The organism is Streptomyces sp. NPDC000075, from assembly GCF_040301925.1.
Classification (GTDB): domain Bacteria; phylum Actinomycetota; class Actinomycetes; order Streptomycetales; family Streptomycetaceae; genus Streptomyces; species Streptomyces polychromogenes.
Window position 1 is genome coordinate 26971 of record NZ_JBEPFL010000049.1, and the last position, 24136, is coordinate 51106.

Consider the following 24136-nt stretch of genomic DNA (forward strand, 5'->3'; position numbering starts at 1 on the left):
GGACGCCGTAGCATCGCTTACATGTTGAACCTGGAGCGCCTGCGCACCCTCGACGCCCTCGCCCGCCACGGCTCGGTCAGCGGGGCGGCCTGCGGGCTCCACGTGACCACCTCGGCGGTCTCCCAGCAGATGGCCAAGCTGGAGCGGGAGGTCGGCCAGCCCCTGCTGGCCAAGAACGGCCGGGGGGTCCGGCTCACCGACGCCGGGCGGCTCCTCGCCGACCACGCCGCCCGGATCATCTCCCAGGTGGAACGCGCCCAGGCCGACGTCGAGGCCCAGCGCGGCCGTGCGGTGGGGGAGCTGCGGATCGGGGCCTTCCCCACGGCCATGCGCGGACTGCTGCCCCAGACCCTGACCGCCCTGCGCGCCGGCCACCCCGAACTGCGGGTGCTGGTACGGGAGAAGGAGCCCGAGGAGAGCATGGCCGCCGTGGTCCGGGGCGACCTCGACATGGCCCTGGCCATCGACTGGCACAACAAGCGGATGCCGGTCCCGGCCGAGCTCACCCGGATGCACCTCCTGGACGACGCCGCCGACATCGCGGTGCCGCGCGACCACCCGCTCGCGGGCCGGATGGGCATCTCCCTCGCCGAGTTCGCCGACGACGACTGGATCTCCTGGAACGATGGGCAGTTCTGCCACGAGTGGCTGGTCTTCACCCTGCGCGGCACGGGCGTCGAGCCGCGCATCGCGCACATCGCCGAGGAGCACCACACCCAGCTCGCCTTCGTCGAGGCCGGGCTGGGCGTGTGCGTGACGCCGCGCCTGGGCCGGGGCCCGGTGCCGCCGGGGGTCCGCCTGCTGCCGGTGTGCGACACCGTGCGGCGCCACGTGTACGCCGTCTGGCGCGCCGACGCCGACCGGCGCCCCTCCATCCGGGCGGCCGCCGAGGCCCTGGGGGAGGCGGCGGCCGGGGTGGCGGCCGAGGTGGCGGCCGCCGCCTAGCCAGGACCTGCCCGCCGGGACCCCCGCACCCTTGCCCGTGGCGCCGTCGCTCCTTATGCTCGGATCCGAGTAATCGACACCGAGTACACCGCTGTGCCGACACGCTGGAGCGCCATGCCCACCCGTGAACCCTCCTCCGCCGCCCGCAAGCACCCGAAACGTCCCGCCAACGCCCTCGCCCTCGCCGTGCTCGGGCTGCTGCTGGAGCAGCCCATGCACCCCCATGCCATGGCCGGCGCGCTCCGCGAGCGCGGCATGGAGCGCACCTTCAAGCTGACGACCGGATCGCTCTACGACACCGTCCGCGCGCTCACCCGGGACGGGTGGATCGAGGCGGACGGCACCGAGCAGGTCGGCAACCGCCCGGCCCGTACCGTCTACCGCCACACCGCCGCAGGCCGGGAGGGCTTCACCGACTGGCTCGACGAGTTGATCCGCGAGCCCTCACCCGAGTACCCCCGGTTCCTCTCCGCCGTCGGATACCTCGGCGCGCTGGGCCGCGTCCGCGCGGCGGAGGCGCTGCGCGAGCGGGCCGCCGCGCTGAGGGAGCGCATCGAACAGGACGCCGGGGCCTACCGCGCGGCCCGCGAGGAGCACGGCGCCCCGCGCCTGTTCGTCATCGAGGCCGAGTACGCTGCGGCCATGGCGCGGGCCGAACTGGACTGGGTGGAGCGCACCGCCGACGAGGTCGAGCGCGGGACGCTGGCGTGGCCGGAAGGGGGCGGGCGATGAGCGGCGGCGCCCCGCACGACGAGGCCGTCGACGTCCTGATAGCCGGAGCCGGTCCGGCCGGTCTGACGCTCGCCGGGGAGCTGGCGCGCGCGGGGGTGCGGGCGCTGGTCCTGGAGCGGGAACCCGAACCGCCGGGCTTCTGCCGCGGGTTCAACCTCAACGCCCGGAGCCTGGAGCTGCTCGACCGCCGCGGCCTCGCCGAACGCTTCCTCGCCGAGGGGCCGACCGTCCCGACGACCGCGTTCGTCGGCCCCTCCCGCCTCGACCTCGCCGCCATGCGGACGAAGCACGCCTACGTCCTCGGCATCCCCCAGACCCGCGTCGAGGAACTGCTCGCCGAGTGGGCCGTGGAGTCGGGCGCGCGCCTCGTCCGGGGCCGGCGCCTCACCGGGCTGCGGCAGGACGCCGACGGCGTGACGGTCGGGACGGACGGCGCGGACGGCCCGTCGACCGTGCGCTGCCGGTGGCTGGCCGGCTGCGACGGGGGCCGCAGCACGGTGCGCAAGGCGACCGGGACCGGCTTCCCGGGGACGCCGGCGCGTACGTTCACCCTGCTCGGGGACGTGGTCCTCGCCGACCCGTCGGCCGTCCCGTTCGGCCTCCACACCGGGCCCGGCGGCCGCTCGGTCTTCGCGATCCCGCGCCCCGGCCACGTCCGCCTCCTCACCGAGGAGCCGCAGCCGCCCGCCGACCCGCGCGAGCCGGTGTCGCCAGACTGCTTCCAGCGCGCCGTCGACACTGCGCTGGGCCGCCGGGCCGAGATCGCCGAGGTGCGGTGGCTGACCCGGTTCGGGGACGCGGCGCGGCTCGCCGAGCGGTTCCGGACGGGCCGGGTGCTGCTCGCCGGGGACGCCGCGCACATCCACCCCCCGGCCGGTGCGATCGGGGTGAACGCGGCGATCGACGACGCCGTCAACCTGGGCTGGAAACTCGCCCTGGTGGTGCGCGGGCAGGCGCCGGACACGCTGCTCGACAGCTACCACGACGAGCGCCACGCGGCGGGCGAGCGCCTGCTCCGCACCACCCGCGCGCAGGCGGTGCTCGCCCGCGTGCAGGGGGAGGACGACGGCCTGGCGCCCGTCCGCGACCTGCTCGCCGACCTGGCCGGATCGGCGGAGACGGCCGGGCCGCTGGCGGAGGCGATCACCGGCGTCGGCACCCGGTACCCCGCCTCGGGGGACCCCGGACACCCGTGGGCGGGACGCATGGTGCCGGACGTGGCGCTGGGCCGGGACGGCGAGGAGGGCCTCACGGCGCTGCTGGCCCGGTCCCCCGGCGGCGTACTGCTGCTCGACGGCACGGCCGGCGCGGACGCCCTCGGTGCCGCCGCCCGTCCGTGGGCGGACCGGGTCACCGTCGCCCGTACCCGCCCGGACGCGCTGGAGGGCGCCCGCGCGGTCCTCGTCCGTCCGGACGGGCACGCGGCGTGGACCGGCACCGCCCCGACTCGGGCGGACGCGGCGGCTGTGGTGGGCGCCCCGGCTCCGGTGGACGCGGCGGCGGAGGAGCTGCGGGAGGGCCTCGCGCGCTGGTTCGGGCACCCGGCGCGGTGAAGGGTTCACAGTTTGCGGAAGTCCCAGGACACGACCGAGTCCGGGGTCAGCCGGATCCAGGCGTGCCGGCCGTCGTGCGGCATCTCCTCGATGCCGAAGTTCTTCCGGGGGAAGATCCGCTCCGCCTCCGCGAGCTCCGGGCAGGGCTCGCCCGTGCGCGGGGCCTCGCCGACGAAGACCGCCGTGCCCGACAGCTCGACCCCGCGCAGTTCCCCGTACTCCTCTCCCGCGTCCACCACCACCGAGATCCGGGGGTCCTCGCGCAGGTCGGCCCAGCGGCGGCTGCGCGTGATCGAGTACAGCCACAGTGAGGTGCCGTCCCAGGCGAACCACAGGGCGCCCACGTGCGGGCGGCCGTCCGGGGAGACCGTCGCCACCCGGCAGGTGCGCCGCTCGCGCAGGAAGGCGTCCACCTCCTCGCCGGTCATCATGATGCGGCGGCCCCGCCGCTGCGCCGTCTGCCCGCGTGTCCCGTCCATCGGCCCCGCACCCCTTCACATCTGACTGTGTGTCAGGAATCATGCGTCCTCTTCCGCCGACGCACCAGGGGGAGCCATGCCGGAGTTCGATCCGACCACCACCGCGCTGCTCACCGTCGAATGCCAGAACGGGGTCGTCGGCGAGGAGAGCGCCCTGCCCGAGCTGGCCGAGGAGGCCCGCGGCTCCGGGATGCTCGCCCGGGTGGCCGCGCTCGTCGACGCCGCGCGCGGGGCCGGGGTGCAGGTGGTCCACGCCGTCGCCGAGCGCCGCCCCGACGGGCTCGGGGCCAGCACCAACGCGCGCCTCTTCCGGGCCGCCGGCAGGCTGCCCGTGCGCCAGCTGACCGGGAGCCGGGCCGTGGAGGTCGCCCCGCCCCTCACCGTGGACGCGCGGGACCTGGTGGTCCGGCGCCTGCACGGGCTCTCCCCGCTGGCCGGAACCGATCTGGACGCCCTGCTGCGCAACCTCGGGGTGCGGACCCTCGTCGTCACCGGGGTCTCCTCCAACATCGCCATCCCGAACACCGTCTTCGACGCCGTGAACCTCGGCTACGAGGTCGTGGTCCCGGCCGACGCCATCGCCGGGGTGCCCGCCTCCTGCACCGCCGAGGTGATCCGCAACTCGCTCGCGCTGGTGGCGTCCGTCACCACGGCCGAAGCGCTGCTCACCCAGTGGGCCCCGCGCCCCTGACCCCCGTAACCTGGCCGGATGCTGTCCGAAGTGATCGCGACCCGCTACGTCACGCCCTTGCGTGAGGGCGGCTCGCTCCCGGGAATCGTCGAAGCCGACGATCTCGGTACCTACGTCATGAAGTTCACCGGAGCCGGCCAGGGCCGCAAGACCCTGGTCGCCGAAGTCATCTGCGGCCGACTGGCCCAGCGGCTGGGCCTGCGGGTCCCGCGGCTGGTGCAGATGCAGCTCGACCCCGTCATCGGGCTCGCGGAGCCCGACCAGGAGGTGCAGGAGCTGCTCAAGGCCAGCGGCGGCCTCAACCTCGGCATGGACTATCTGCCGGGCTCGATCGGTTTCGACCCGCTGGCCTACCGGGCCGACCCGGTCGAGGCCGGGCGCGTCGTCTGGTTCGACGCGCTGATCAACAACGTCGACCGGTCCTGGCGCAATCCGAACATGCTGGTCTGGCACGGCGACCTGTGGCTGATCGACCACGGCGCCACGATGATCTGGCACCACAACTGGCCCACCGCCCAGGCGGCGGCCGCCAAGCCCTACAACGCCTCCGACCACGTCCTGGCCCCCGTCGGCCCGGACATCGCGGCCGCCGCCGCCGAGCTGGCCCCCCGGGTGACCGAGGAGCTGCTCACCGAGGTCGCGGCGGACGTGCCCGACGAGTGGCTCGTCGACGAACCCGGCTTCGACTCCACCGACGCGGTGCGGCGCGCCTACGTGGCGGCGCTGCTGCCGCGCGCGGCGACGATCCACGAGAGGATCACCATGGAGGCCGAGGTCCGGCAGCGGTCCGGTCCGCCGGGCTGGCTCGCCGAGCGCCTCCCTCCCCAGCCGGACAAGAACAAGAACAAGCAGAAGAGCGGCGACGAGTGACCAAGCGGGACGTCTTCGAATACGCGCTGGTGCGCGTGGTGCCCCGGATGGAGCGCGGCGAGTGCTTCAACGCCGGCGTCATCGTCTACTGCCGGGCGCACTCCTACGTCGCCGCGCGCACCCACCTCGACGAGGCCAAGCTCCTCGCCCTGGACCCGAAGGCCGACGTGGCCGGGGTCCGGGCCGCGCTGCGCGGGGTAGAGGGGCTGTGCGAGGGGGGCGAGCGGGCGGGCCAGGCGGCGGGCGACGACGCGGGGCGGCGGTTCCGCTGGCTGATCGCCCCCCGCAGCACCGTGGTCCAGCCGGGACCGGTGCACACCGGCCTGACGGCCGACCCCGCCGCGGAGGTGGAGCGGCTGCTGGACCTGCTGGTCCGCTGACCGGGCGGCCGCGCGCCCGCCCGGCCGGCCGTCCGGGGCCCGGTGGCGACCGGGGCGGCGGCCGCCGGGCCCGCGGCGCGAACGCCGCCGGGCCGGGACCCCGTTGACACGGGGTGCCGCGACTCCTAGCGTCTCCTCAACTGAAGCTACTAAGCGGTTGCTCACCTCGGGCGGCCGTCTCTCAAGGGCGAGGAGATCCAGCATGTCCACCACCGAGCAGCGCGTCGCGATCGTGACCGGGGCGGCCCGGGGCATCGGCGCGGCCACCGCCCTGCGCCTGGCCGCCGAGGGCCGGGCGGTCGCCGTGATCGACCTGGACGAGGCGGCCTGCAAGGACACCGTGGAGGCCATCACGGCCGCCGGCGGCAAGGCCCTGGCCGTCGGCTGCGACGTCTCCGACGCGGCGCAGGTGGAGGCGGCCGTCGAGCGGGTCGCGAGCACGCTGGGCGCGCCGACGATCCTCGTCAACAACGCGGGCGTGCTCCGCGACAACCTGCTCTTCAAGATGAGCGACACCGACTGGGACACCGTCATGAACGTGCACCTGCGCGGTGCGTTCCTGATGGCGCGGGCCTGTCAGAAGCACATGGTGGACGCCAAGTTCGGCCGCGTGGTGAACCTCTCCAGCAGCTCGGCCCTCGGCAACCGGGGCCAGGCCAACTACGCCGCCGCCAAGGCCGGCCTGCAGGGCTTCACCAAGACCCTGGCCATCGAGCTCGGCAAGTTCGGCATCACCGCCAACGCCGTCGCCCCCGGCTTCATCGCGACCGAGATGACCGCGCAGACCGCGGCCCGCGTCGGCATGGGCTTCGAGGAGTTCAAGCTCGCCGCCGCCTCCCAGATCCCCGTCCAGCGCGTGGGCGTGCCCGCGGACGTGGCCAACGCCATCGCCTTCTTCACCGGCGAGGACGCGGGCTTCGTCTCCGGCCAGGTGCTCTACGTGGCCGGCGGCCCGCTCAACTGACGACATCCCGGAGAGGCAGGACGTACGCGATGATGTACAACGGCACGGACAGCGGCAAGGTCGCACTGGTCACCGGGGCGAGCCGGGGCATCGGCTACGGGATCGCGGAGGCGCTGGTCGCCCGGGGCGACCGGGTCGTGATCACCGGGCGCAACGAGGACGCGCTCAAGGAGGCCGTCGAGAGGCTCGGGGCGGACCGGGTGATCGGCGTGGCGGGGAAGGCGCACGACGAGGCCCACCAGGCCGTCGCCGTGGACCGGGCGATGGAGGCCTTCGGCCGCGTCGACTTCCTGGTGAACAACGCGGGCACCAATCCGGTCTTCGGGGCCATCGCCGACCTGGACCTCCAGGTGGCGCGCAAGGTCTTCGAGACCAACGTGATCTCCGCCCTCGGCTTCGCCCAGCGGACCTGGCACGCCTGGCAGAAGGACAACGGCGGGGCGATCGTGAACATCGCCTCGATCGCCGGGGTCTCCGCCTCGCCCTTCATCGGGGCGTACGGGATGAGCAAGGCCGCGATGATCAACCTCACGCTCCAGCTCGCGCACGAGATGGCGCCCGGAGTGCGGGTCAACGCGATCGCCCCGGCCGTGGTGAAGACGAGGTTCGCGCAGGCGCTCTACGAGGGCCGCGAACAGGAGGCCTCGGCGGCCTATCCACTCGGCCGGCTGGGTGTCCCGGAGGACATCGGGGGCGCGGCCGCATTTCTTACATCTGCACAAGCGGAATGGATTACGGGGCAAACCCTGGTGGTCGACGGGGGGATGTTCCTGAATGCCGGAGTGCACTGACCGGTAACCGGACGTATTTGCCTCCCAGGGGGAGGCAAATACGTATCGAACACGCGCGAAATCGGTCAAGAGCCTCATCAAACCTGCCCATTGGATTTGTGACGCTCTGCGGTAGGGTCTGCCGCACCCGGTGGCTGATCGAGGAGCGTGCACGTGTTCAACCGGACCAGATGCCTGCAGATCACTGCGGCCCTTGCGTCCATATCCCTGGTCGCCGGATGTGGTCTGCTGTCGGACGACACCGACGCCGCCGCGAAGAGGATCACCGTCGGTACGACGAGCGCCCCGAGCACCCTCGATCCGGCGGCGGCGTGGGACGGCTCCTGGGAGCTTTACCGGAACATCTTCCAGACCCTGCTGGCGTTCCCGACGGGCAGCACCAAGCCGCAGCCCGACGCGGCCCAGAGCTGTGAGTTCACGGACACCGCGAACATGGCGTTCCGGTGCGTCCTGCGCAAGAACCTGAAGTTCTCCGACGGCGAGCCGCTCGACTCCAAGGCGGTCAAGCACTCCCTCGACCGGATCCGGACGATCAACTCCCAGGTCGGCCCCAAGGGCCTCTTCGAGAGCCTGGACAAGATCGAGGCCCCGGACCCGCTCACGGTCGTCTTCCACCTGAAGACCCCCGACGCCACCTTCCCCTACGTCCTCGGCTCGCCCGCCGCCTCCCTGGTCGCGCCCAAGGACTACCCGGCCGACAAGCTCCGCTCGGACGGCAAGGTCACCGGCTCCGGCCCGTACACGCTCGCCTCGTACAAGGAGGGCACCGAGGCCGTCCTCAGCGGCTACGAGGGCTACCAGGGCTTCGCCAACCGCCGCAACGACGCCCTCACCATCCGGTACTTCAAGAAGTCCGACGAGATGGTCACGGCGCTGAAGAGCAAGGAGATCGACGCCACCTACCGAGGCCTGTCGGCGGCGGAGATCAAGGACCTGCAGAGCCCCGCCTCGCACAACCAGGGCGTCCAGGTCGTCGAGAACGTCGGCGCGGAGATCCGTTACCTGGTCTTCAACCCGAAGGACCCGCAGGTCGCCAAGCCGCAGGTGCGCCAGGCCATCGCGCAGCTCGTCGACCGGGGCGCGCTCGTCACCAAGGTCTACCAGGGCACGGCCGAACCGCTGTACTCGATGGTCCCCAAGGGGGTCGTCGGCCACAAGACGCCCTTCTACGACCTGTACGGCAACGCCGACGTCAACAAGGCGCGCAAGATCCTGCAGTCCGCCGGGATCAACACGCCGGTGGAACTGACCTTCTGGTACACCACCGACCGCTACGGCGGCTCCACCGCCGACGAGTTCACCGAACTCAAGCGGCAGCTGGAGGAGAGCAGCCTCTTCAAGATCACCCTGCGCGGCAAGCCCTGGAAGGACTTCCAGGTCGGCTACAAGAACGGCGAGTACCCGGTCTTCGGCCGCGGCTGGTTCCCCGACTTCCCGGACCCGGACAACTTCATCGCGCCCTTCGTGGGCAAGGAGAACGCGGTCGGCACCCCGTACGAGAACGCCACGATCCAGAACGAGATCCTGCCCAAGTCGCGCCGCGAGAGCGACCGCGCGGCCGGCACCAGGGAGTTCGAGCAGGCCCAGCAGATCTTCGCCCAGGACGTCCGGCTGCTGCCGCTGTGGCAGGGCAAGCTCTACGTCGGCGCCCGTGAGGACATCGCCGGTGCCGAGCGGGCCCTGGACCCGCAGACCGCCATGCAGATGTGGGAGTTGTACCGCAAGACCAGCTGGTGACGGCGGAGCCCCGGGCGCGGAAGGCGCCCGGGGCGCGCTGTTGTCAGTGGTGCCCGGTAGGTTCTGAGCAGTTGCACGAACTTGTACCGGAGGTTGTCGACGTGACCCAGATGCTGCCCGAGTCGTGGCTGCCCGTCCTCGGCGGGGAGCTGGACCAGCCCTACTTCAAGGAGCTCACCGAGTTCGTCGAGAAGGAGCGGGCGAACGGGCCGGTCTACCCCCCGCGCGAGCAGGTCTTCGCGGCCCTGGAGGCCACGCCGTTCGACCAGGTGAAGGTCCTCGTCCTCGGCCAGGACCCGTACCACGGCGCCGGCCAGGGGCACGGCCTGTGCTTCTCCGTGCAGCCCGGGGTCAAGACCCCGCCGTCGCTGCGCAACATCTACAAGGAGATGAAGGAGGAGCTCGGCCTGGAGGTCCCGGACAACGGGTACCTGATGCCGTGGGCGCGGCAGGGCGTCCTCCTGCTGAACGCCGTGCTCACCGTCCGCGAGGCCGAGCCCAACTCGCACAAGGGCAAGGGCTGGGAGAAGTTCACCGACGCGGTGATCCGCGCCGTGTCCGACCGGTCCGACCCGTCCGTCTTCGTGCTCTGGGGCGCCTACGCCCAGAAGAAGATCCCGCTGATCGACCAGGAGCGGCACGTCATCGTCAAGGGCGCCCACCCCTCGCCCCTGTCGGCCAAGAAGTTCTTCGGCTCCCGGCCCTTCACGCAGATCAACGAGGCCGTCGCCGCCCAGGGCCATGAGCCGATCGACTGGCGGATCCCGGACCTGGGCTGACACCCCACCGCGCCTCGGAGCCAGAGCCGGTGCCTCCGGTTAGCTTCTTGATGATCGGACCGGATCAGGTCCGGCAGAGCAAGCCGGAGGCCCCGTTGACGGAGCAGCAGCAGGAGGCGTCGGAGGACGCCGTCATGACCAGGATCGGCCAGGCGGTCATCCTGCTGCACGCCGGGGACCGCGAGGAGGCCCGCAACCGGCTCCGCGAGATCTGGTCCGAGATCGGCGAGGACGGCGACTCCCTCCACCGCTGCACCCTCGCCCACTACATGGCCGACACCCAGGACGACCCCGGCGACGAACTGGCCTGGGACCTCAGGGCCCTGAGCGCCGCCGACGGGCTCGGTGAGGCCGTCCGCGACTTCTACCCCTCGCTGCACCTCAGCCTCGCGGCCGACTACGTCAAGCTGGACCGCCCCGAGGCCGCCCGGGTCCACCTGGCGCGGGCCCGGGCCGCCACCCGGGCCCTTCCCGACGACCGGTACGGCACGGGGGTGCGCAACGCCATCGCCCGCCTGGAGCGCCGGCTGGAGGAGGAGGCGGGGCCGGGGCCCCGGCCGTTCCCCGAGCAGTCCCCGTAGACCCGGCCCCGCCGTTCAGCCCTCGTGCACGCCCGCGCAGATACGGGCCTCCGGGCTGTCCGGCGCCCAGTGCCCGTGCCGGCGGCCCAGGGCGCACACGTCCGACGGGCGGACCGGCAGCTCCCGGACCAGCTCGCGCGGGACCCGCGCATCGGGCCGTACCGACCCCGGAGGGCCCCCGTGGAGCCGCTCGGCGTGCCCGGGGGCCTTGCGGGGCTCCGGGATGTCGGGGACGGCCTGTGCGGCCTCCTCGGCCGCCTCCCCGCTCTCCACCGGGCTCCCGGGGGCGGTACGGGCCGTGCCCCGGCCCGCCGCCGTGGGCGCCGACGGCCGCCCGGCACCGTCCCGCGGCACCGCCTTCAGCGCCTCCAGGGCGGGCGCCTGGACCACCACCGGCAGCGCCCCGGGGCCCCCGCGCGGCTCGTGCCGGGGGCCCGCCCCGTCCAGGGGGGATCCCGCCGGCAGCATCGGCGCGGGGCTCACGCTGACGCAGCCGGAGACCGCGGAGACCGCCGAGACGGCGCAGGCGGCTCCGAGGAGGAGTTTCGTCGAGGTTCGGGTTGGATGCACCCGCGCAACTCTGCTGTGCGAGGGCCCCGTTGTGAAAACCCTGAGCCGATATTCACCCCGCACGGGTGACGCGGAGGCGGTGTCCGGCGGACACCGCCCGCCCCGGACCGGCTCCGCTACTCGCCGGTGGCCCCGTCGATGTGCTCGCGCAGCAGGTCCGCGTGCCCGTTGTGGCGGGCGTACTCCTCGATCATGTGCGTGTAGATCCAGCGCAGGCTGAACACCTCGCCCCGGTGATGGCTCGCGGCGTCCGACACCGCGTCGAGGGAGCGGCCGGCCGCCGCCCGCCGGGCCAGCCCGACCTCCTCGCGCCAGGCCTTCTCCGCCTCGGCCCAGGTGTCCCGGGCGGTGAAGTCGAAGTCCCCGTCCCGGTTCTCCGGGGTGCTGTACAGGTCCGGCAGGTCCTCGCCCAGCGCGATCTCCCGGAACCAGTACCGCTCCACCTCCGCCATGTGCCGCACGAGGCCCATCAGGCTCAGCGCCGAGGGCCGCAGCGGCGTGGCGCGCAGCTGCTCGTCCGAGAGGCCCTCGCACTTCCAGGCGAGGGTGGCGCGGTGGTACTCCAGCCAGCCGTCCAGCATCTCGCGTTCGCCGGCGGTGGTGGAGGGCTCGGCACGGTGGTTTCCCGGGGAGGTCGTCATGGCCGTCATCCTGGACGAACGCGCCGTCGGCGACCAGCGATTAAGCTGCGGAGTCCCATACGGCACATACCAGGAGGCTCCCGGTGAAGGTCGGCGTCATCGGACTCGGGGACATCGCGCAGAAGGCGTACCTGCCCGTCCTCACCACCCGCCCCGGGGTCGAGCTGCACCTGCAGACCCGCACCCCCGCCACGCTGGAGCGGCTCGGCGCGGTCCACCACGTCCCCGAGGGCCGCCGCCACGCCTCGCTCGGCGCGCTGATCGCCCAGGGCCTCGACGCCGCCTTCGTGCACGCCCCGACCGCCGCCCACCCCGAGATCGTGGAGCGGCTGCTGGAGGCGGGCGTGCCCACGTACGTGGACAAGCCGCTCGCCTACGAGCTCGCGGACTCGCGGCGCCTGGTCGAGCTGGCGGAGGAGCGCGCCACCTCACTGTTCGTCGGCTTCAACCGCCGCCACGCCCCCGGGTACGCGCAGTGCGCCGACCTGCCGCGCGACCTGATCGTCCTGCAGAAGAACCGCGTCGGGCTCCCCGAGGACCCCCGCACCCTGGTCCTCGACGACTTCATCCACGTCGTCGACACCCTGCGCTTCCTGCTGCCCGGCGACGCCGACCACATCGACGTCCGTGCCGTGGTGCGCGAGGGGCTGATGTCACAGGTGGTGCTCCAGATGTCCGGGGACGGGTTCACCGCCCTCGGCATCATGAACCGGCTGTCCGGGTCCACCGAGGAGGTCCTGGAGGTCTCCGGCCAGGACTCCAAGCGCCAGGTCGTCAACCTCGCCGAGGTCATCGACCACAAGGGCCAGCCCACCGTGCGCCGGCGCGGGGACTGGGTCCCCGTGGCCCGCCAGCGCGGGATCGAGCAGGCCGTGGACACCTTCATGGAGGCCGTGGGCACCGGCAAGGTGCTCAGTGCCCGGGACGCGCTGCTCACCCACGAGCTGTGCGAGCGGGTGGTGCTGACGGCCCTGGAGCAGACCGCGCGACCCTGACCGCCCGGGCGCCCCGGCCCGCGCAGTACAGGGCGAGCACGGCCAGGCAGGCCCCGCCGGGCCAGTTGCCGAAGCGGACGAAGAGGGTCGTGCCCCGGGCGAGCGGCACCTCGTACACGGCCGCCGTGCTCGCCGAGGTCGGCAGCTCCCCGCCGATCCGCTCGCCGGAGGGCCCGAAGACCGCGCTGACCCCGGTCAGCGTGGCGTGCACCATCGGACGGCCGGTCTCGGCGGCGCGCAGGGCGGCCAGGGAGGCGTGCTGGGCCGGCGCCCAGCTGTTCTGGAAGGTCGAGGTCGACGACTGGGCGACCAGCACCCCGGCCCCCTCGTCGGCCAGGTGCCGGCTCATGTCGGGGAAGGCCGACTCGAAGCACACCAGCGGGCCGATCCGGGTGCCGCCCGGCAGGTCCATGATCACCGGCGCCTGGCCCCGCATCCGGTCCTCGCCGGCCGCCTTCCCGACCGAGGTGGCCCAGCCCAGCAGCGAGCGCGCCGGTATGTACTCGCCGAAGGGCACCAGCCGCATCTTGTCGTACCGGTCCCCGGTGGGGCCCTCGGGCCCGACCAGGACCGAGCTCTTGTAGATCCCCGGCCGGTCCGACCGGCGGGCGTCCACGTTGACCAGCAGGGGCGCGCCCACCCGCCCTGACAGCTCCGCCAGCCGCCGGGACAGGTCGGGCCGCGCCGCCAGGTCCGCGCCGACGCTGCTCTCGCCCCACACCACCAGGCCGGGGCGGGCCCCCGCCAGGTCCGCGGTCAGCCGCTCCTCGACGGCGAAGCGCCGCTCCCCGCCGTCCGCCCCGTCCACCGGGCCCGGCTGTACGACGGCCACCCGCAGCGCGCCCGACACCTCGGGGCGCGGCAGCCACAGCCACACCACCCCCGTCAGCACCGCACACCCCGCCACCGAGGCCACCGCCGCCGTCCGCGCCCCCGGCACGGCGACCACCAGCACCACCGCGCAGTTCACCGCCACCACCAGCAGGCTCACCAGCCACACCCCGCCCACGGAGGCCAGCCGCAGTGCCGCGGGCACCTGCCACTGACTGGCCCCGAGCAGCCCCCACGGCCCGCCCAGCCCCTGCCAGGACCGGGCCAGCTCCGACAGCAGCCACCCCGCCGGTACGAGGACCAGCGCGGCCGCGGCCCGGCCCGGGGCCGGAGCCCCGCCGAGCGACTCCCGTACCAGCAGCGCCCAGGGGATCCAGAGCAGGCCCAGCAGCGCGGCCAGCGGCACCAGGAAGACGTGCAGGCTCGGCAGCAGCCAGTGGTGCACCGCCACGATGAACCCCGCGCCGCCGAGCCAGCCCTCCAGCGCCGCCCGCCGCCCGGTGGGGGCGGAGCGCAGCAGCAGCATCCAGGGCACGAGGGCGACGTAGGCCAGCCACCACAGCGCCGGGGCGGGGAAGGCCAGGCAGGGCAGCGCCCCGGCGGCCACCGCGGCCGCGGCCCGCCGCCACCGCGTCCGCCGGTCCGGACCGTCCGGCCGGCCCGGCGCGGCCCGCCCGTGCCGCCGGACCTTCCGGCCCGGCCCGGTCAGCCCGATCAGCCCGCCCGGCCCGCTCCGCCCGCTCAGCTCCGCGACCATGACCTGCCTCCGCCTCCAGTGTGGGACCGCCCCCGACGGGCCGCGCCCGCAGGCGCCGGTCCGGCCTCAGGCCTGCATGTGGCGCCACTTCTCGTGCACGGTCACCCCGGTGAGCCGCCAGCCGTCCGGGGTGCGCGCGAGCGTGAAGGTGTAGCGGCCGGCGGCGACGAAGTTGGGGGCGGTGCCCCGGTCCCCGTCGCCCGCCAGCCGCATCGGGTTCAGGAAGTCGGCCAGGACCCGCGCCGAGTCCCCGGGGAAGCCGTCCCGGTCTTCCAGCAGGATCCGCCGGTTGACGATGAGGTGCTGGCGCACCGGGAAGAGCCGCATGGTCTCCGCGAGCCACTCGGCCACCTCCGCGGCCGGGCCCTCGACCCCGCCCGCCGAGCCGTAGTCGGCCCGTCCGGCGGGGGTGAACAGGGCGCGGTAGGCCGCCCAGTCCCCGTCGTCCACGGCCGCCGCGTACCCCGAGACCACCTCGTCGACCGCCAGCCGGTCCATCACCGTCGCAAGGTCCACACGCTGCGTCATCGGGTCAGTGTGCGGCCGGCGGCCTCCGGGGCCAAGGGGCGTGCGGCCACGGGATCTTCCCGGCGCCGCTCAGTGGCCGGAACGCACCTCCCGCTGCCGGATCACGACCAGGAAGGCGTCACTGGCCAGGTCCATCACCACCTCCGCCGGTACGCCCTCGCGCATCCGCTGGGCCGCGTACTCCTCCGCGGGCCAGCTGCCGCGCGGACTCCCGGCCGGAAACCGTTCCAGTACCACCCGACCCATGGGACACCCCCTGTTGCTCGCCGTTCAGGTCTCTCCGGGCACAACGACGCGAAGGCCGCCCGGGAACGTTCCCGGGCGGCCTTCGCCGCGTGCGCGTGTCCGAACGGCCGGATCAGGTGCCGGTCGCGCCCGCCTCCGCCTCCAGCACGCCCATGCCGATGAGCACGAACAGCGCGATGCCGAGCACGATCCGGTAGATCACGAAGGGCATGAAGCTCTTGCTCGAGATGAATTTCATGAACCAGGCGATGACGGCGTAGCCGACGAAGAAGGCGATCACCGTGGCGAAGATCGTCGGACCCCAGGTGATGTGGCCGGGGCTCTCGATCACGTCCTTGATCTCGAACGCGCCCGAGGCCAGCACCGCCGGAATGGCCAGCAGGAAGGAGTAGCGGGCCGCCGCCTCGCGCGTGAAGCCCAGCAGCAGACCGCCGGAGATCGTCGCACCCGACCGCGAGACGCCCGGGATCAGCGCCATCGCCTGGCAGACACCGAAGATCAGACCGTCCTTGACGCCCAGCTCTTTGAGCGTCTTGCGCTGCTTGACCACCCGGTGCCGGCCGCCCTGCTCGTCACGCGAGGCCAGCCAGTCGGCGAAGCCCAGGATCAGGCCCATCACGATCAGGGTGGTGGCGGTCAGCCGCAGGTCACGGGCCGGGCCGGTGATCTGGTCCTTGAAGGCGACGCCGAGGACACCGATCGGGATCGAGCCGACGATGACGAGCCAGCCCATCCGCGCGTCCTGCTCGGAGCGCAGCGCCTTGGTGTACAGCGAGCGGAACCAGGTCGAGATGATCCGCGCGATGTCCTTGCGGAAGTAGATCAGCACGGCGGCCTCGGTGCCGATCTGGGTGATGGCCGTGAAGGCCGAACCCGGGTCGTGCCAGCCGGCGAAGGCCGCGGTCAGCCGCAGGTGCGCGCTGGAGGAGATCGGGAGGAACTCCGTGAGCCCTTGGACGAGACCGAGGATTAGGGATTCGAACCAGCTCATGTCGGTGTGCGCTCGTCCTTGTGATCGTCGGACAGTTCGGGTCCGATGCTAGGGCCCGTGGGGAGCGGCACCGACCACAGGGGGGTGTACGGACGCGGGCTCGCGCACGGCGGGGGCCGCGAGGCGGTGCCGCCCCCGCCAGGCGACCGCCGCCGCGACCGCTCCGGAGACGGCGATGAACCCGAACGAGACGAGGAACGCGGGGGATCCGGGGGAGGAGGCGCTGGCCCCGGCGACCACGTACGCCGCCGTGTTGGGCACCGTCCCGAGGGCGGTGGCCAGCAGGAAGGGCGGCCAGCCGCAGCGGGACACCGCCGCGAGGTAGTTGGCGGCCGCGAAGGGCACCCCGGGGAAGATCCGGACCGCCAGCATGGAGCGGAAGCCGTGCCGGCTCAGCTGGGCGTCGGCCGCCTTCAGCCACCGCCCGCGCAGGAACGGCCGGAGCGCCTCCTGGCCCATGACCCGACCCAGGCCGAAGGAGATCCCCGCGCCGAGCACCGTGCCGCCGACGGCCGCCACCAGCCCGAACCAGGTGCCGAAGACCGCCCCGGCCGCGAGGTTCAGCAGCGGGCGCGGGACGAACGCCGCCGCGCACAGCCCGTACGCGCCCGCGAACACCAGCACCCCCGCGCCCACGGGGAGCCCCGGCGGCCAGCCGCGGGAGAGCAGCCGCTGGGGCTCGTAGACCAGGACGCAGGCCCCGGCCGCCACGAGCAGTACGACGAGCAGCGACAGCCGCGTCCACGGCGCGAGGAGGAGGGACATCCGGGGAGATTAACCGACCGGTGCGGCAGCCCGCCGTAATCCAGACCTCATCCGGACGAACGGACCGGGGACGAGCGGGGCCGCGGCGAGCGGACCCGGACCGGCCGGGGCAGGACCAACGCGTCCGGGCCCGGCGGTAATTCGTTCGACGCGCCCCGGCCCCTCGGGCAGGATCTGGGGCATGTCCCGGTACGCCTTCCCCGCAGCGCCGTCCGCAGTCGCGGACGCGCCGAAGGCTGCCCTCCTCGTCTCCCCGGCGCTCGTCGCCCTCGCGGAGGCCTTCGCCGCAGCGGCACCCGCCGCCTTCGACGGCGCACGAAGCTGACCCTTCCCGGATCGTCCGGCGGACCCCGCAGGGGGAGGGTCGGTTCGCTCCAGGGGTCCCGTTCCAGCTTCGAGCCACGGGAAAGACATCATGGCCAAGACGGCCTTCACCCGCACCAAGCCGCACCTCAACATCGGCACCATGGGTCACGTCGACCACGGCAAGACCACCCTCACCGCCGCCATCACCAAGGTCCTCGCCGAGCGCGGCGGCGCCTCCTTCGTGCCGTTCGACCGGATCGACCGTGCCCCCGAGGAGGTCCGGCGCGGCATCACCATCAACCTCACGCACGTCGAGTACGAGACCGACACCCGCCACTACGCCCACGTCGACATGCCCGGCCACGCCGACTACATCAAGAACATGGTCACCGGCGCGGCCCAGCTCGACGGGGCCATCCTCGTCGTCTCCGCCCTCGACGGCGTCATGCCCCAGACCGCCGAGCACGTGCTCCTCGCCCGGCAGGTCGGCGTGGACCACATCGTGGTGGCCCTGAACAAGGCCGACGCCGGGGACCCGGAGCTGACCGACCTGGTCGAGCTGGAGGTCCGCGACCTGCTCACCGCCCACGGCTACGGCGGTGAGGAGGCGCCGGTCGTACGGGTCTCCGGGCTCGGGGCGCTGGAGGGCGACCCGCGCTGGACGGGGGCGATCGAGGCGCTGCTCGACGCGGTCGACACCTACGTGCCGATGCCCGTGCGGTACACGGACGCGCCGTTCCTGCTGCCGGTCGAGAACGTCCTGACCATCACCGGCCGGGGCACCGTCGTGACCGGTGCCGTCGAGCGGGGCACCGTCCGGCCCGGCGACCGCGTGGCGCTCCTCGGCGGCGAGGGCGAGCCGGTGGAGACGGTCGTCACCGGCCTGGAGACCTTCGGCAAGCCGATGGAGTCCGCCGAGGCGGGGGACAACGTCGCGCTGCTGCTGCGCGGGGTGCACCGGGACGGCGTGCGCCGCGGGCACGTGGTCGCGGCGCCCGGCAGCGTGGCGCCGCGCCGGCGCTTCACCGCGCGGGTGTACGTGCTCTCCGGGCGCGAGGGCGGCCGTACGACGGCCCTGTCCTCCGGCTACCGGCCGCAGTTCTACATCCGCACCGCCGACGTGGTCGGCGACGTGGACCTGGGCGAGGCCGGGGTGGCCCGCCCCGGTGAGACGGTGACCATGACCGTCGAGCTGGGCCGGGACGTGCCCCTGGAGGCGGGGCTCGGCTTCGCCGTCCGCGAGGGCGGGCGCACCGTCGGCGCGGGGACGGTGACCGAGGTCCTCGGGTAGCCCCGGCCGTGGCGGCGGCGGTCCGGCTTTGCCAGACTGCCGTCACCACACGGGCGGCGCCTGCGGGCGGAGCGAGGGGCGGGCGGGGATGAGCGGCGGGACGGTACGCGAGACGGCACTGGTGCTCGGCGGCGGCGGGCTCACCGGCGTCGGCTGGGAGTCCGGGATCCTCTACGGGCTCGCCCGTGCCGGAGTGGACCTCAGCGGCGCCGACCTCGTCGTCGGCACCTCCGCCGGCTCGGTGGTCGGCGCCCAGCTCGCCTCCGGGCTGCTCACCCCGCGCGAGCTGTACGAGCGCCAGCTCGCCGACCCCGCCGGGGAGATGACGGCGAAGTTCGGCGCGGGCCTCATCGCCCGGTACGCCTTCGCCATGCTCCGCTCGCGCGACGCCGCCGAGTACCGCAGACGGGTCGGCGCCATGGCCCTCGCCGCCGACACCCCCGCCGAGGCGGAGCGGCGCGAGGTCCTGGCGGCCCGGCTCGTCTCGCACGAGTGGCCCGAGCGGCGCCTGGTCGTCACCGCCGTCGACGCGCTGACCGGCGAGGGCGTCCCCTTCGACCGGGAGGGCGGGGCCGGGCTGGTGGACGCCGTCGCGGCGAGCTGCGCCGTGCCCGGGGTGTGGCCGCCCGTCACCATCGGCGGCCGCCGGTACGTGGACGGCGGGTTCCGCTCCGCGGTCAACGCCGACCTGGCGGCCGGCTACCGGCGCGTGGTGATCCTCGCCCCGCTGCCCATCGGCGTGGGGCGGCTCCCGTCTCCCGTCCGGCAGGCCGAGCGGCTGCGGGCCGAGGGGGCGCGGGTGCTGCTGATCAACTCGTCCCCGGAGGCCCGCAAGGCCTTCGGCCGCAACCTGCTCGACCCCGCCCGGCGGGCCCCCGCGGCGCGGGCGGGGCTGGCCCAGGCCGCCGCGCACGTGGCCGAGGCGGCCGCCGTCTGGTCGGGGGCCTGAGCGGGCCGGTTCCGGGGGCGGCGGGCCCGACAATGGTGGGGTGAGCGACGAACAGATCCCGGTGATCCGGGAAGTGGGCCAGGGCACCGCCAAGCTGATGCCGGACGTGGACCGGGACCGGGCCTGGCTGCTCACCGTGGACGGGGCCCCGCAGTCCTACGTCGACCTCGACGAGCCCGGGCACCTGGAGTTCGAGTACGTACGCCGCCTCGCGCACGTCCTGGACTGCGCGGCCGAGCCGGGGGCGGCCCTGGACCTGCTGCACCTGGGCGGCGGCGCGCTGACCCTGCCCCGCTACGCCGCCGAGGCCCGGCCGGGCTCCCGGCAGACCGTGGTCGAGTTCGACGCGGCCCTGGTGGACCTGGTGGCGGAGCACCTGCCGCTGGCCGCCGGGGCGCGGATCGAGGTGCACGCCGCCGACGCCCGGGCCTGGCTGGAGCGGGCCCCGGGGGCGAGTGCGGACGTCCTGGTGGCCGACGTGTTCGGCGGTTCCCGGGTGCCGGCCCAGCTGACCTCGGTGGAGTACGCGCGGGAGGCGGCCCGGGTGCTGCGGCCCGGCGGGCTCTACGCGGCGAACCTGGCCGACGGGGCGCCGTTCGCCTTCCTGAAGGCCCAGCTGGCCAACTTCGCCGCCGCGTTCGCGGAGCTCGCGCTGATCGCCGAGCCGGGGGTGCTGCGCGGGCGGCGCTTCGGCAACGCGGTGCTGCTGGCGTCCGACGCGCCGCTCCCGGTGGCCGCGCTGGCCCGGCGCTGCGCGGGTGACGCGTTTCCCGCGCGGGTGGAGTCCGGGGAGGGGCTCGCGCGGTTCATGCGGGGGGCCCGGGCGGTGGCGGACGCCGACGCCGTGGCCTCGCCCGAGCCGCCGGAGGGCGCGTTCAGTCTGGGGTGACGGTGCCGGGGGGGGCTCCGCCCCCGGCGCGTCACACGCCGGCGCGGCTGGAATCGGGTGCGGGAGCGTGGGCCGCGGCGGTTTTCCCGGGGACCGGTTTGCGGGTGATGTGGCGTACCTCCGGGACCAGGAGGACCAGGGCCGTGGGGACGATCACCAGGGCCGCGCATCCCCACAGGGCCGGGGTGCGGCCGAAGACGCTCTCGGCCGGGCCGGCCAGGGCGGTGGCCAGGGGCAGCATGGAGACCGAGCCGAACCAGTCGTAGGCGGAGACCCGGGAGAACTTCTCCTCCGGGATCTCCTGGTGCATCGTCGTCATCCAGTTCACGCCGAACACCTCGATGGCGGCGCCGCTGGCGAACATCACCGCGCACAGCCCCCAGGTGGGCAGCGGGACCGCGAGTCCCGCCGACGGCAGCGCGAGCGGGAAGACGCACAGGGTGCCGACCAGCAGCAGGCGGCGCGGTTTCCACAGCATCATCAGGACGGCCCCGGCGATGGTGCCCACGCCGAAGAAGGCCAGGGCCATGCCCCAGGGGGCGGGCCCGCCCAGCCGGTCGCGGGCGACGAGGGGCCCGTACACCGCCTCGGCGGCTCCGACGACGGCGACCACGACGGAGAACTGGAGCACGATGCTCCACAGCCAGGTCCGGGTGCGGAACTCCACCCAGCCCTCGCGCAGGTCGGCCAGCAGGCCCCCGCCGGGCGCCCGTTCGGCGGTGGGGCCGACATCGAGGAACGCCCGCAGGGCGCCCGCGACCGCGAAGGCGGCCGCGTCCACGGCCAGCACCCAGCCGGGGCCGATGGCGGCGATCAGGGCGCCGCCGAGTGCCGCGCCGCCGATGCCCGCACCGTTCATGGCCATCCGGAAGAGGGCGAAGGCACGGTTGGAGTGCTCGCCCGAGACGCTGGAGAGCAGCATGCCCTCGGCGGCCGGGTTGAAGAAGGCGGTCCCGGTGCCGCAGAGCGCGGTGAGCAGCATCATCTGCCACAGCCGGGGCTCGCCGGTGAGGACCAGCACGGCGAAGACGGCCTGGGAGACGCAGTTGAGGGCGTTGGCCGCGACCATCACGCGGTGGCGCGGGAGCCGGTCGGCGAGGGCGCCGCCCACGAGCAGGAAGAGGACGAGGGGCAGCGTGCGGGCGGCCGCGACGAGGCCGACGTCGCCGCCGGAGCCGCCCGCGTCCATGACGGCGAAGGCGGAGGCGATGAGTGCTCCGTGGCTGCCGAGGTTCGTCACGACCGCGGCACCGGTCAGGAGGGTGTAGTTGCGGCCGGCCCAGGAGGGGAGGCGGCGTGAGGCGGGGGTGGCGGTGGGGGGAGAGCTCACCCGGGGACTATCCCTGTCCCGGGCCGAGAATCCAAACGAATAAGCGGAAAACGGATAATCGGCCCGGGGCGGGTGGAGTACTGGTCGAGGTCAGTTGCCGGCGAGGCGGACCGAGCTCATGATCTTCTCCTCCGTGGCCTGGTCGACCTCGCCGGGGACTCCGGCGGCGGCCCACATGACCCAGCTGGCGAAGTCACCCTTGGCGTTGCGGAAGCTGAAGGCGATGCTCTTGCCGTCGGAGGAGCACTTGTTCTCCTTGGGGATGTCGCTCACCGTCGCCGTCGCGTAGTGCCCCTTCAGGCCGGAGAGGGTGGTGAACTCCTTGGACTCGGAGATCTTGACCCGGTCCAGCGGCAGCTTCTGCGAGTAGGCGGCGTACACCCAGGTGCCCGCCTCGCTGTGCGCGAGCCCGGCGGTGTCCTTGCCGCCCTGGCCGCCCTTGGTGCCGGTGCCGGCCAGCCCGGTGCTCTCCTCCTTGCCGTCCTTGTTGGAGTCCACCTTGCACCAGTCCTCCTTGAGGAAGGCGGGCGCGGAGAAGGTGACGAGGGGGGAGCCGTCGCCCTTCTTGGAGTCCTCGAAGCCGGCGATGACTCCGGAGCTCGCCACGTTCCACTCCGGCGGGACGTCGAAGGCGGTGCCGTGCAAGGGGTTGATGACCACCTTCCAGCCCGGGATGACCGGCTTCACGTCGTTGCCGCCGCGCGGGTTGCCGCTCGGGGCGGCCGGCGCGGGCGGGGCGGCGGAGGTCGCGGGGGCGGAGGAGGCGGCCGCCGGCTTGTTGCTCGCCTGGTTGCTCCCCTTGTCGTCCCGGGTCAGGACGAAGGCCGCGGTCACGGCCGCGGTCACGACGACCGCCGAGGCCGCCACGATGGCCACCGTCTTCGTCGCGAACGGGCTCCCGCCCGACGGCGGCTGGGCGGGGGGCTGCTGCGGGCCGGTCTGGCCCCACGGCTGGACCGGCGGCGGGGTCTGGTAACCGCCCGCCTGCGGGTAGCCGTAGCCGGGCTGCTGCTGACCGAATCCCGGCTGGGGCTGCTGCTGGTACGGGTTCGGCTGTCCCGGCTGCTGCTGGTACGGGTTCTGTTGCGCGTCCTGGGGGCCCTGCTGTCCCCCGGGCGGCTGCTGCTGTCCTGGCCACATGGCCGGTAACGATAGTGGGAGAGGCCTGCGGGAGCCACGTCCGCCCCCTCGCGGACTCTGGCCAAGTTCATCTACTCGTGGGTAACATCGCGTGCCATGAGCGCAGAACAGATGAACGTGGGCGAACTGCTCGCCCAGACCGTGCCGATGGCCCGCACCCTCAACCTCCAGTTCCTGGAGACCACTCCGGAGCGCGCCGTCGTCCGCCTCCCGGACCAGCCCGACTTCCACAACCACGTCGGCGGCCCGCACGCCGGCGCGATGTTCACCCTGGCCGAGTCCGCCAGCGGCGCGATCGTCCTGGCCGCCTTCGGCGACCAGCTGTCGCGCGCGGTGCCGCTGGCCGTCAAGGCCGAGATCGGCTACAAGAAGCTCGCCAAGGGCGTCGTCACGGCCACCGCCACCCTCGGCCGCCCGGCCTCCGAGGTCGTCGCCGAGCTCGACGCGGGCGGCCGCCCCGAGTTCCCCGTCACCATCGCCATCCAGCGCGAGGACGAGGCCGTGACGGGCGAGATGACCGTCGTCTGGACGCTGCGCCCCAACGCCTGATCCGCCTGATCCGCCTGACGGCCCGGTGGCCCGCCGCCGCCGCGCGGCTGCGCGCGTCGGGAGGTGTTCGCCGGTCGTTCGCCCCGGGAACCCGTGCTGCGGGCGGGGGCCGTCACGGGGAGCGGATAGGCTGCTCGTTCGGCGTGTCCCCCGGGCGCGCCGGTGACGACGAGGGAGGGCGAACCGGTGCACGTCCAGGAATGGCTGGAGACGATTCCGGCGATCAGTGTCTATCTCCTGGTGGGTCTGGTCATCGGACTGGAGAGCCTGGGCATCCCGCTGCCGGGGGAGATCATCCTCGTGAGCGCCGCACTGCTGGCCTCGCAGCAGGGGCACATCGACCCCGTGGTCCTGGGCCTCTGCGCGATCGCGGGCGCGATCGTCGGCGACTCCATCGGGTACGCGATCGGGCGCCGCGGCGGCAAGCCGCTGCTGGAGAAGCTGGGCCGGCGCTTCCCGAAGCACTTCGGGCCGGAACAGGTGGCGGTCGCGGAGCGGTCGTTCGACCGGTGGGGCATGTGGGCCGTCTTCTTCGGCCGGTTCGTGGCCCTGCTGCGGATCTTCGCCGGGCCGCTCGCGGGCGTGCTGCGCATGCCGTACTGGCGGTTCCTGATCGCCAACGTGCTCGGCGGCATCCTCTGGGCCGGCGGTACCACCGCGGTCATCTACACGGTCGGCATCGTCGCCGAGCCGTGGCTGAAGCGGTTCTCCTGGCTGGCCCTGGTGGCGGCCCTGCTGCTGGGGCTGGCCGTGACGCTGGTGGTGCGCGCCCGCATGAAGAAGGCGGCGGCCGCGGCCCGCGAGGAGGCGGCCGCGCGCGTGACCGCCCCGGCGGGCGCCGCGGACTGACGTCCGG

The 24136-nt window shown here is 73.8% G+C and carries 28 protein-coding genes; 18 read left to right on the forward strand and 10 right to left on the reverse strand.

From position 1 onward, the window contains the following. Positions 1-21: 21 nt before the first annotated feature. The 3 genes from ABT403_RS35820 (at position 22) to ABT403_RS35830 (ending at position 3230) form a co-directional block, all read left to right on the forward strand. Positions 22-945, forward strand: coding sequence for a LysR family transcriptional regulator (locus ABT403_RS35820; RefSeq protein WP_344170871.1), 924 nt, complete (start codon positions 22-24; stop codon positions 943-945). 114 nt (positions 946-1059) lie between these two features. Continuing rightward, a complete protein-coding gene (locus ABT403_RS35825; protein ID WP_344170874.1) occupies positions 1060-1677 on the forward strand; it encodes a PadR family transcriptional regulator in 618 nt (205 codons plus the stop codon). Beyond that, positions 1674-3230: an FAD-dependent monooxygenase gene (locus tag ABT403_RS35830; protein WP_344170877.1), complete on the forward strand. Its 1557-nt coding sequence runs from the start codon at positions 1674-1676 to the stop codon at positions 3228-3230. Before ABT403_RS35825 ends, ABT403_RS35830 begins: the two co-directional genes overlap by 4 nt. Positions 3231-3235: 5 nt before the next feature. Here ABT403_RS35830 and ABT403_RS35835 read toward each other — a convergent pair whose 3' ends face one another. Beyond that, positions 3236-3709, reverse strand: a complete 474-nt coding sequence (locus ABT403_RS35835; RefSeq protein ID WP_344170880.1) for a pyridoxamine 5'-phosphate oxidase family protein — start codon at positions 3707-3709, stop codon at positions 3236-3238. 76 nt (positions 3710-3785) lie between these two features. On the opposite strand from ABT403_RS35835, the gene ABT403_RS35840 reads away from it, so the two are divergent. The 8 genes from ABT403_RS35840 (at position 3786) to ABT403_RS35875 (ending at position 10502) form a co-directional block, all read left to right on the forward strand. Beyond that, the gene (locus tag ABT403_RS35840) at positions 3786-4400 is read left to right on the forward strand and encodes a cysteine hydrolase family protein (RefSeq protein WP_344170883.1); all 615 of its coding nucleotides are present in this window, start codon (positions 3786-3788) and stop codon (positions 4398-4400) included. A gap of 18 nt (positions 4401-4418) precedes the next feature. Beyond that, positions 4419-5270: a HipA family kinase gene (locus tag ABT403_RS35845; RefSeq protein ID WP_344170886.1), complete on the forward strand. Its 852-nt coding sequence runs from the start codon at positions 4419-4421 to the stop codon at positions 5268-5270. After that, positions 5267-5650, forward strand: coding sequence for a DUF3037 domain-containing protein (locus ABT403_RS35850; protein ID WP_344170889.1), 384 nt, complete (start codon positions 5267-5269; stop codon positions 5648-5650). Before ABT403_RS35845 ends, ABT403_RS35850 begins: the two co-directional genes overlap by 4 nt. Positions 5651-5852: 202 nt before the next feature. After that, positions 5853-6614, forward strand: coding sequence for a 3-oxoacyl-ACP reductase FabG (gene fabG / locus ABT403_RS35855; RefSeq protein WP_344170892.1), 762 nt, complete (start codon positions 5853-5855; stop codon positions 6612-6614). Between the two features lie 29 nt (positions 6615-6643). Continuing rightward, complete coding sequence (locus ABT403_RS35860) at positions 6644-7405, forward strand: SDR family oxidoreductase (RefSeq protein WP_344170895.1); 762 nt, start codon at positions 6644-6646, stop codon at positions 7403-7405. A gap of 153 nt (positions 7406-7558) precedes the next feature. Then, positions 7559-9142, forward strand: a complete 1584-nt coding sequence (locus ABT403_RS35865; RefSeq protein ID WP_344170898.1) for an ABC transporter substrate-binding protein — start codon at positions 7559-7561, stop codon at positions 9140-9142. A 110-nt stretch (positions 9143-9252) separates the two neighbouring features. Next, positions 9253-9921, forward strand: a complete 669-nt coding sequence (locus ABT403_RS35870; RefSeq protein WP_344171019.1) for a uracil-DNA glycosylase — start codon at positions 9253-9255, stop codon at positions 9919-9921. 50 nt (positions 9922-9971) lie between these two features. Next, a complete protein-coding gene (locus ABT403_RS35875) occupies positions 9972-10502 on the forward strand; it encodes a hypothetical protein (RefSeq protein WP_344170901.1) in 531 nt (176 codons plus the stop codon). Between the two features lie 15 nt (positions 10503-10517). Here ABT403_RS35875 and ABT403_RS35880 read toward each other — a convergent pair whose 3' ends face one another. Both ABT403_RS35880 and ABT403_RS35885 read right to left on the reverse strand, forming a co-directional pair. Beyond that, complete coding sequence (locus tag ABT403_RS35880) at positions 10518-11072, reverse strand: hypothetical protein (protein ID WP_344170904.1); 555 nt, start codon at positions 11070-11072, stop codon at positions 10518-10520. 116 nt (positions 11073-11188) lie between these two features. Beyond that, a complete protein-coding gene (locus tag ABT403_RS35885; protein WP_344170907.1) occupies positions 11189-11713 on the reverse strand; it encodes a DinB family protein in 525 nt (174 codons plus the stop codon). Between the two features lie 83 nt (positions 11714-11796). Here ABT403_RS35885 and ABT403_RS35890 point away from each other — a divergent pair, with 83 nt between their 5' ends. Further along, positions 11797-12708 carry a Gfo/Idh/MocA family protein gene (locus ABT403_RS35890; protein WP_344170910.1) on the forward strand — a complete coding sequence of 304 codons (912 nt, stop codon included), beginning with the start codon at positions 11797-11799 and terminating at the stop codon, positions 12706-12708. On the opposite strand, the gene lnt is transcribed toward ABT403_RS35890, so the two are convergent. The 5 genes from lnt to ABT403_RS35915 form a co-directional block, all read right to left on the reverse strand. Next, positions 12647-14296 carry an apolipoprotein N-acyltransferase gene (gene lnt / locus ABT403_RS35895; protein WP_344170913.1) on the reverse strand — a complete coding sequence of 550 codons (1650 nt, stop codon included), beginning with the start codon at positions 14294-14296 and terminating at the stop codon, positions 12647-12649. The genes ABT403_RS35890 and lnt overlap by 62 nt on opposite strands. 66 nt (positions 14297-14362) lie before the next feature. Further along, on the reverse strand, positions 14363-14824 hold the full coding sequence (locus ABT403_RS35900; RefSeq protein ID WP_344170916.1) for a nuclear transport factor 2 family protein: 462 nt from the start codon (positions 14822-14824) through the stop codon (positions 14363-14365). Between the two features lie 69 nt (positions 14825-14893). Beyond that, positions 14894-15070, reverse strand: coding sequence for a DUF8839 family protein (locus ABT403_RS35905; RefSeq protein ID WP_344170919.1), 177 nt, complete (start codon positions 15068-15070; stop codon positions 14894-14896). Between the two features lie 112 nt (positions 15071-15182). Beyond that, positions 15183-16061, reverse strand: coding sequence for an undecaprenyl-diphosphate phosphatase (locus ABT403_RS35910; protein WP_344170922.1), 879 nt, complete (start codon positions 16059-16061; stop codon positions 15183-15185). Between the two features lie 48 nt (positions 16062-16109). Then, complete coding sequence (locus ABT403_RS35915) at positions 16110-16826, reverse strand: TVP38/TMEM64 family protein (protein ID WP_344170925.1); 717 nt, start codon at positions 16824-16826, stop codon at positions 16110-16112. Positions 16827-17007: 181 nt separating this feature from the next. On the opposite strand from ABT403_RS35915, the gene ABT403_RS35920 reads away from it, so the two are divergent. The 4 genes from ABT403_RS35920 to ABT403_RS35935 all read left to right on the forward strand — a co-directional run bounded on the left by ABT403_RS35920 (position 17008) and on the right by ABT403_RS35935 (position 20261). Continuing rightward, positions 17008-17151, forward strand: a complete 144-nt coding sequence (locus ABT403_RS35920) for a hypothetical protein (protein ID WP_344170928.1) — start codon at positions 17008-17010, stop codon at positions 17149-17151. A 90-nt stretch (positions 17152-17241) separates the two neighbouring features. After that, positions 17242-18423, forward strand: a complete 1182-nt coding sequence (gene tuf, locus ABT403_RS35925) for an elongation factor Tu (RefSeq protein WP_344170931.1) — start codon at positions 17242-17244, stop codon at positions 18421-18423. Between the two features lie 88 nt (positions 18424-18511). Beyond that, entirely contained in the window at positions 18512-19372 is an 861-nt protein-coding gene (locus ABT403_RS35930) for a patatin-like phospholipase family protein (protein WP_344170934.1), read from the forward strand. A gap of 97 nt (positions 19373-19469) precedes the next feature. After that, complete coding sequence (locus tag ABT403_RS35935) at positions 19470-20261, forward strand: spermidine synthase (protein WP_344171022.1); 792 nt, start codon at positions 19470-19472, stop codon at positions 20259-20261. 31 nt (positions 20262-20292) lie between these two features. Here the strand turns inward: ABT403_RS35935 and ABT403_RS35940 are convergent, their stop codons facing one another. Continuing rightward, a complete protein-coding gene (locus ABT403_RS35940; protein ID WP_344170937.1) occupies positions 20293-21591 on the reverse strand; it encodes an MFS transporter in 1299 nt (432 codons plus the stop codon). A gap of 90 nt (positions 21592-21681) precedes the next feature. Beyond that, complete coding sequence (locus tag ABT403_RS35945) at positions 21682-22731, reverse strand: DUF8017 domain-containing protein (RefSeq protein WP_344170940.1); 1050 nt, start codon at positions 22729-22731, stop codon at positions 21682-21684. A 96-nt stretch (positions 22732-22827) separates the two neighbouring features. Between ABT403_RS35945 and ABT403_RS35950 the strand changes: the two genes are divergently transcribed. Both ABT403_RS35950 and ABT403_RS35955 read left to right on the forward strand, forming a co-directional pair. Further along, positions 22828-23280, forward strand: a complete 453-nt coding sequence (locus ABT403_RS35950; RefSeq protein WP_344170943.1) for a DUF4442 domain-containing protein — start codon at positions 22828-22830, stop codon at positions 23278-23280. Positions 23281-23466: 186 nt separating this feature from the next. Continuing rightward, positions 23467-24129: a DedA family protein gene (locus ABT403_RS35955; RefSeq protein ID WP_344170946.1), complete on the forward strand. Its 663-nt coding sequence runs from the start codon at positions 23467-23469 to the stop codon at positions 24127-24129. Positions 24130-24136: the final 7 nt, after the last annotated feature.

What these genes read in the sequence shown, in the direction of transcription:
- ABT403_RS35820 (WP_344170871.1), top strand. Translation starts at nt 22, where the DNA reads ATGTTGAACCTGGAGCGCCTGCGCACCCTCGACGCCCTCGCCCGCCAC.
- ABT403_RS35825 (WP_344170874.1), top strand. Translation starts at nt 1,060, where the DNA reads ATGCCCACCCGTGAACCCTCCTCCGCCGCCCGCAAGCACCCGAAACGT.
- ABT403_RS35830 (WP_344170877.1), top strand. Translation starts at nt 1,674, where the DNA reads ATGAGCGGCGGCGCCCCGCACGACGAGGCCGTCGACGTCCTGATAGCC.
- ABT403_RS35835 (WP_344170880.1), bottom strand. Translation starts at nt 3,709, where the DNA reads ATGGACGGGACACGCGGGCAGACGGCGCAGCGGCGGGGCCGCCGCATC.
- ABT403_RS35840 (WP_344170883.1), top strand. Translation starts at nt 3,786, where the DNA reads ATGCCGGAGTTCGATCCGACCACCACCGCGCTGCTCACCGTCGAATGC.
- ABT403_RS35845 (WP_344170886.1), top strand. Translation starts at nt 4,419, where the DNA reads ATGCTGTCCGAAGTGATCGCGACCCGCTACGTCACGCCCTTGCGTGAG.
- fabG (WP_344170892.1), top strand. Translation starts at nt 5,853, where the DNA reads ATGTCCACCACCGAGCAGCGCGTCGCGATCGTGACCGGGGCGGCCCGG.
- ABT403_RS35860 (WP_344170895.1), top strand. Translation starts at nt 6,644, where the DNA reads ATGATGTACAACGGCACGGACAGCGGCAAGGTCGCACTGGTCACCGGG.
- ABT403_RS35870 (WP_344171019.1), top strand. Translation starts at nt 9,253, where the DNA reads ATGCTGCCCGAGTCGTGGCTGCCCGTCCTCGGCGGGGAGCTGGACCAG.
- ABT403_RS35875 (WP_344170901.1), top strand. Translation starts at nt 9,972, where the DNA reads ATGATCGGACCGGATCAGGTCCGGCAGAGCAAGCCGGAGGCCCCGTTG.
- ABT403_RS35885 (WP_344170907.1), bottom strand. Translation starts at nt 11,713, where the DNA reads ATGACGACCTCCCCGGGAAACCACCGTGCCGAGCCCTCCACCACCGCC.
- lnt (WP_344170913.1), bottom strand. Translation starts at nt 14,296, where the DNA reads ATGGTCGCGGAGCTGAGCGGGCGGAGCGGGCCGGGCGGGCTGATCGGG.
- ABT403_RS35900 (WP_344170916.1), bottom strand. Translation starts at nt 14,824, where the DNA reads ATGACGCAGCGTGTGGACCTTGCGACGGTGATGGACCGGCTGGCGGTC.
- ABT403_RS35905 (WP_344170919.1), bottom strand. Translation starts at nt 15,070, where the DNA reads ATGGGTCGGGTGGTACTGGAACGGTTTCCGGCCGGGAGTCCGCGCGGC.
- ABT403_RS35910 (WP_344170922.1), bottom strand. Translation starts at nt 16,061, where the DNA reads ATGAGCTGGTTCGAATCCCTAATCCTCGGTCTCGTCCAAGGGCTCACG.
- ABT403_RS35915 (WP_344170925.1), bottom strand. Translation starts at nt 16,826, where the DNA reads ATGTCCCTCCTCCTCGCGCCGTGGACGCGGCTGTCGCTGCTCGTCGTA.
- ABT403_RS35920 (WP_344170928.1), top strand. Translation starts at nt 17,008, where the DNA reads ATGTCCCGGTACGCCTTCCCCGCAGCGCCGTCCGCAGTCGCGGACGCG.
- tuf (WP_344170931.1), top strand. Translation starts at nt 17,242, where the DNA reads ATGGCCAAGACGGCCTTCACCCGCACCAAGCCGCACCTCAACATCGGC.
- ABT403_RS35930 (WP_344170934.1), top strand. Translation starts at nt 18,512, where the DNA reads ATGAGCGGCGGGACGGTACGCGAGACGGCACTGGTGCTCGGCGGCGGC.
- ABT403_RS35935 (WP_344171022.1), top strand. Translation starts at nt 19,470, where the DNA reads ATGCCGGACGTGGACCGGGACCGGGCCTGGCTGCTCACCGTGGACGGG.
- ABT403_RS35945 (WP_344170940.1), bottom strand. Translation starts at nt 22,731, where the DNA reads ATGTGGCCAGGACAGCAGCAGCCGCCCGGGGGACAGCAGGGCCCCCAG.
- ABT403_RS35950 (WP_344170943.1), top strand. Translation starts at nt 22,828, where the DNA reads ATGAGCGCAGAACAGATGAACGTGGGCGAACTGCTCGCCCAGACCGTG.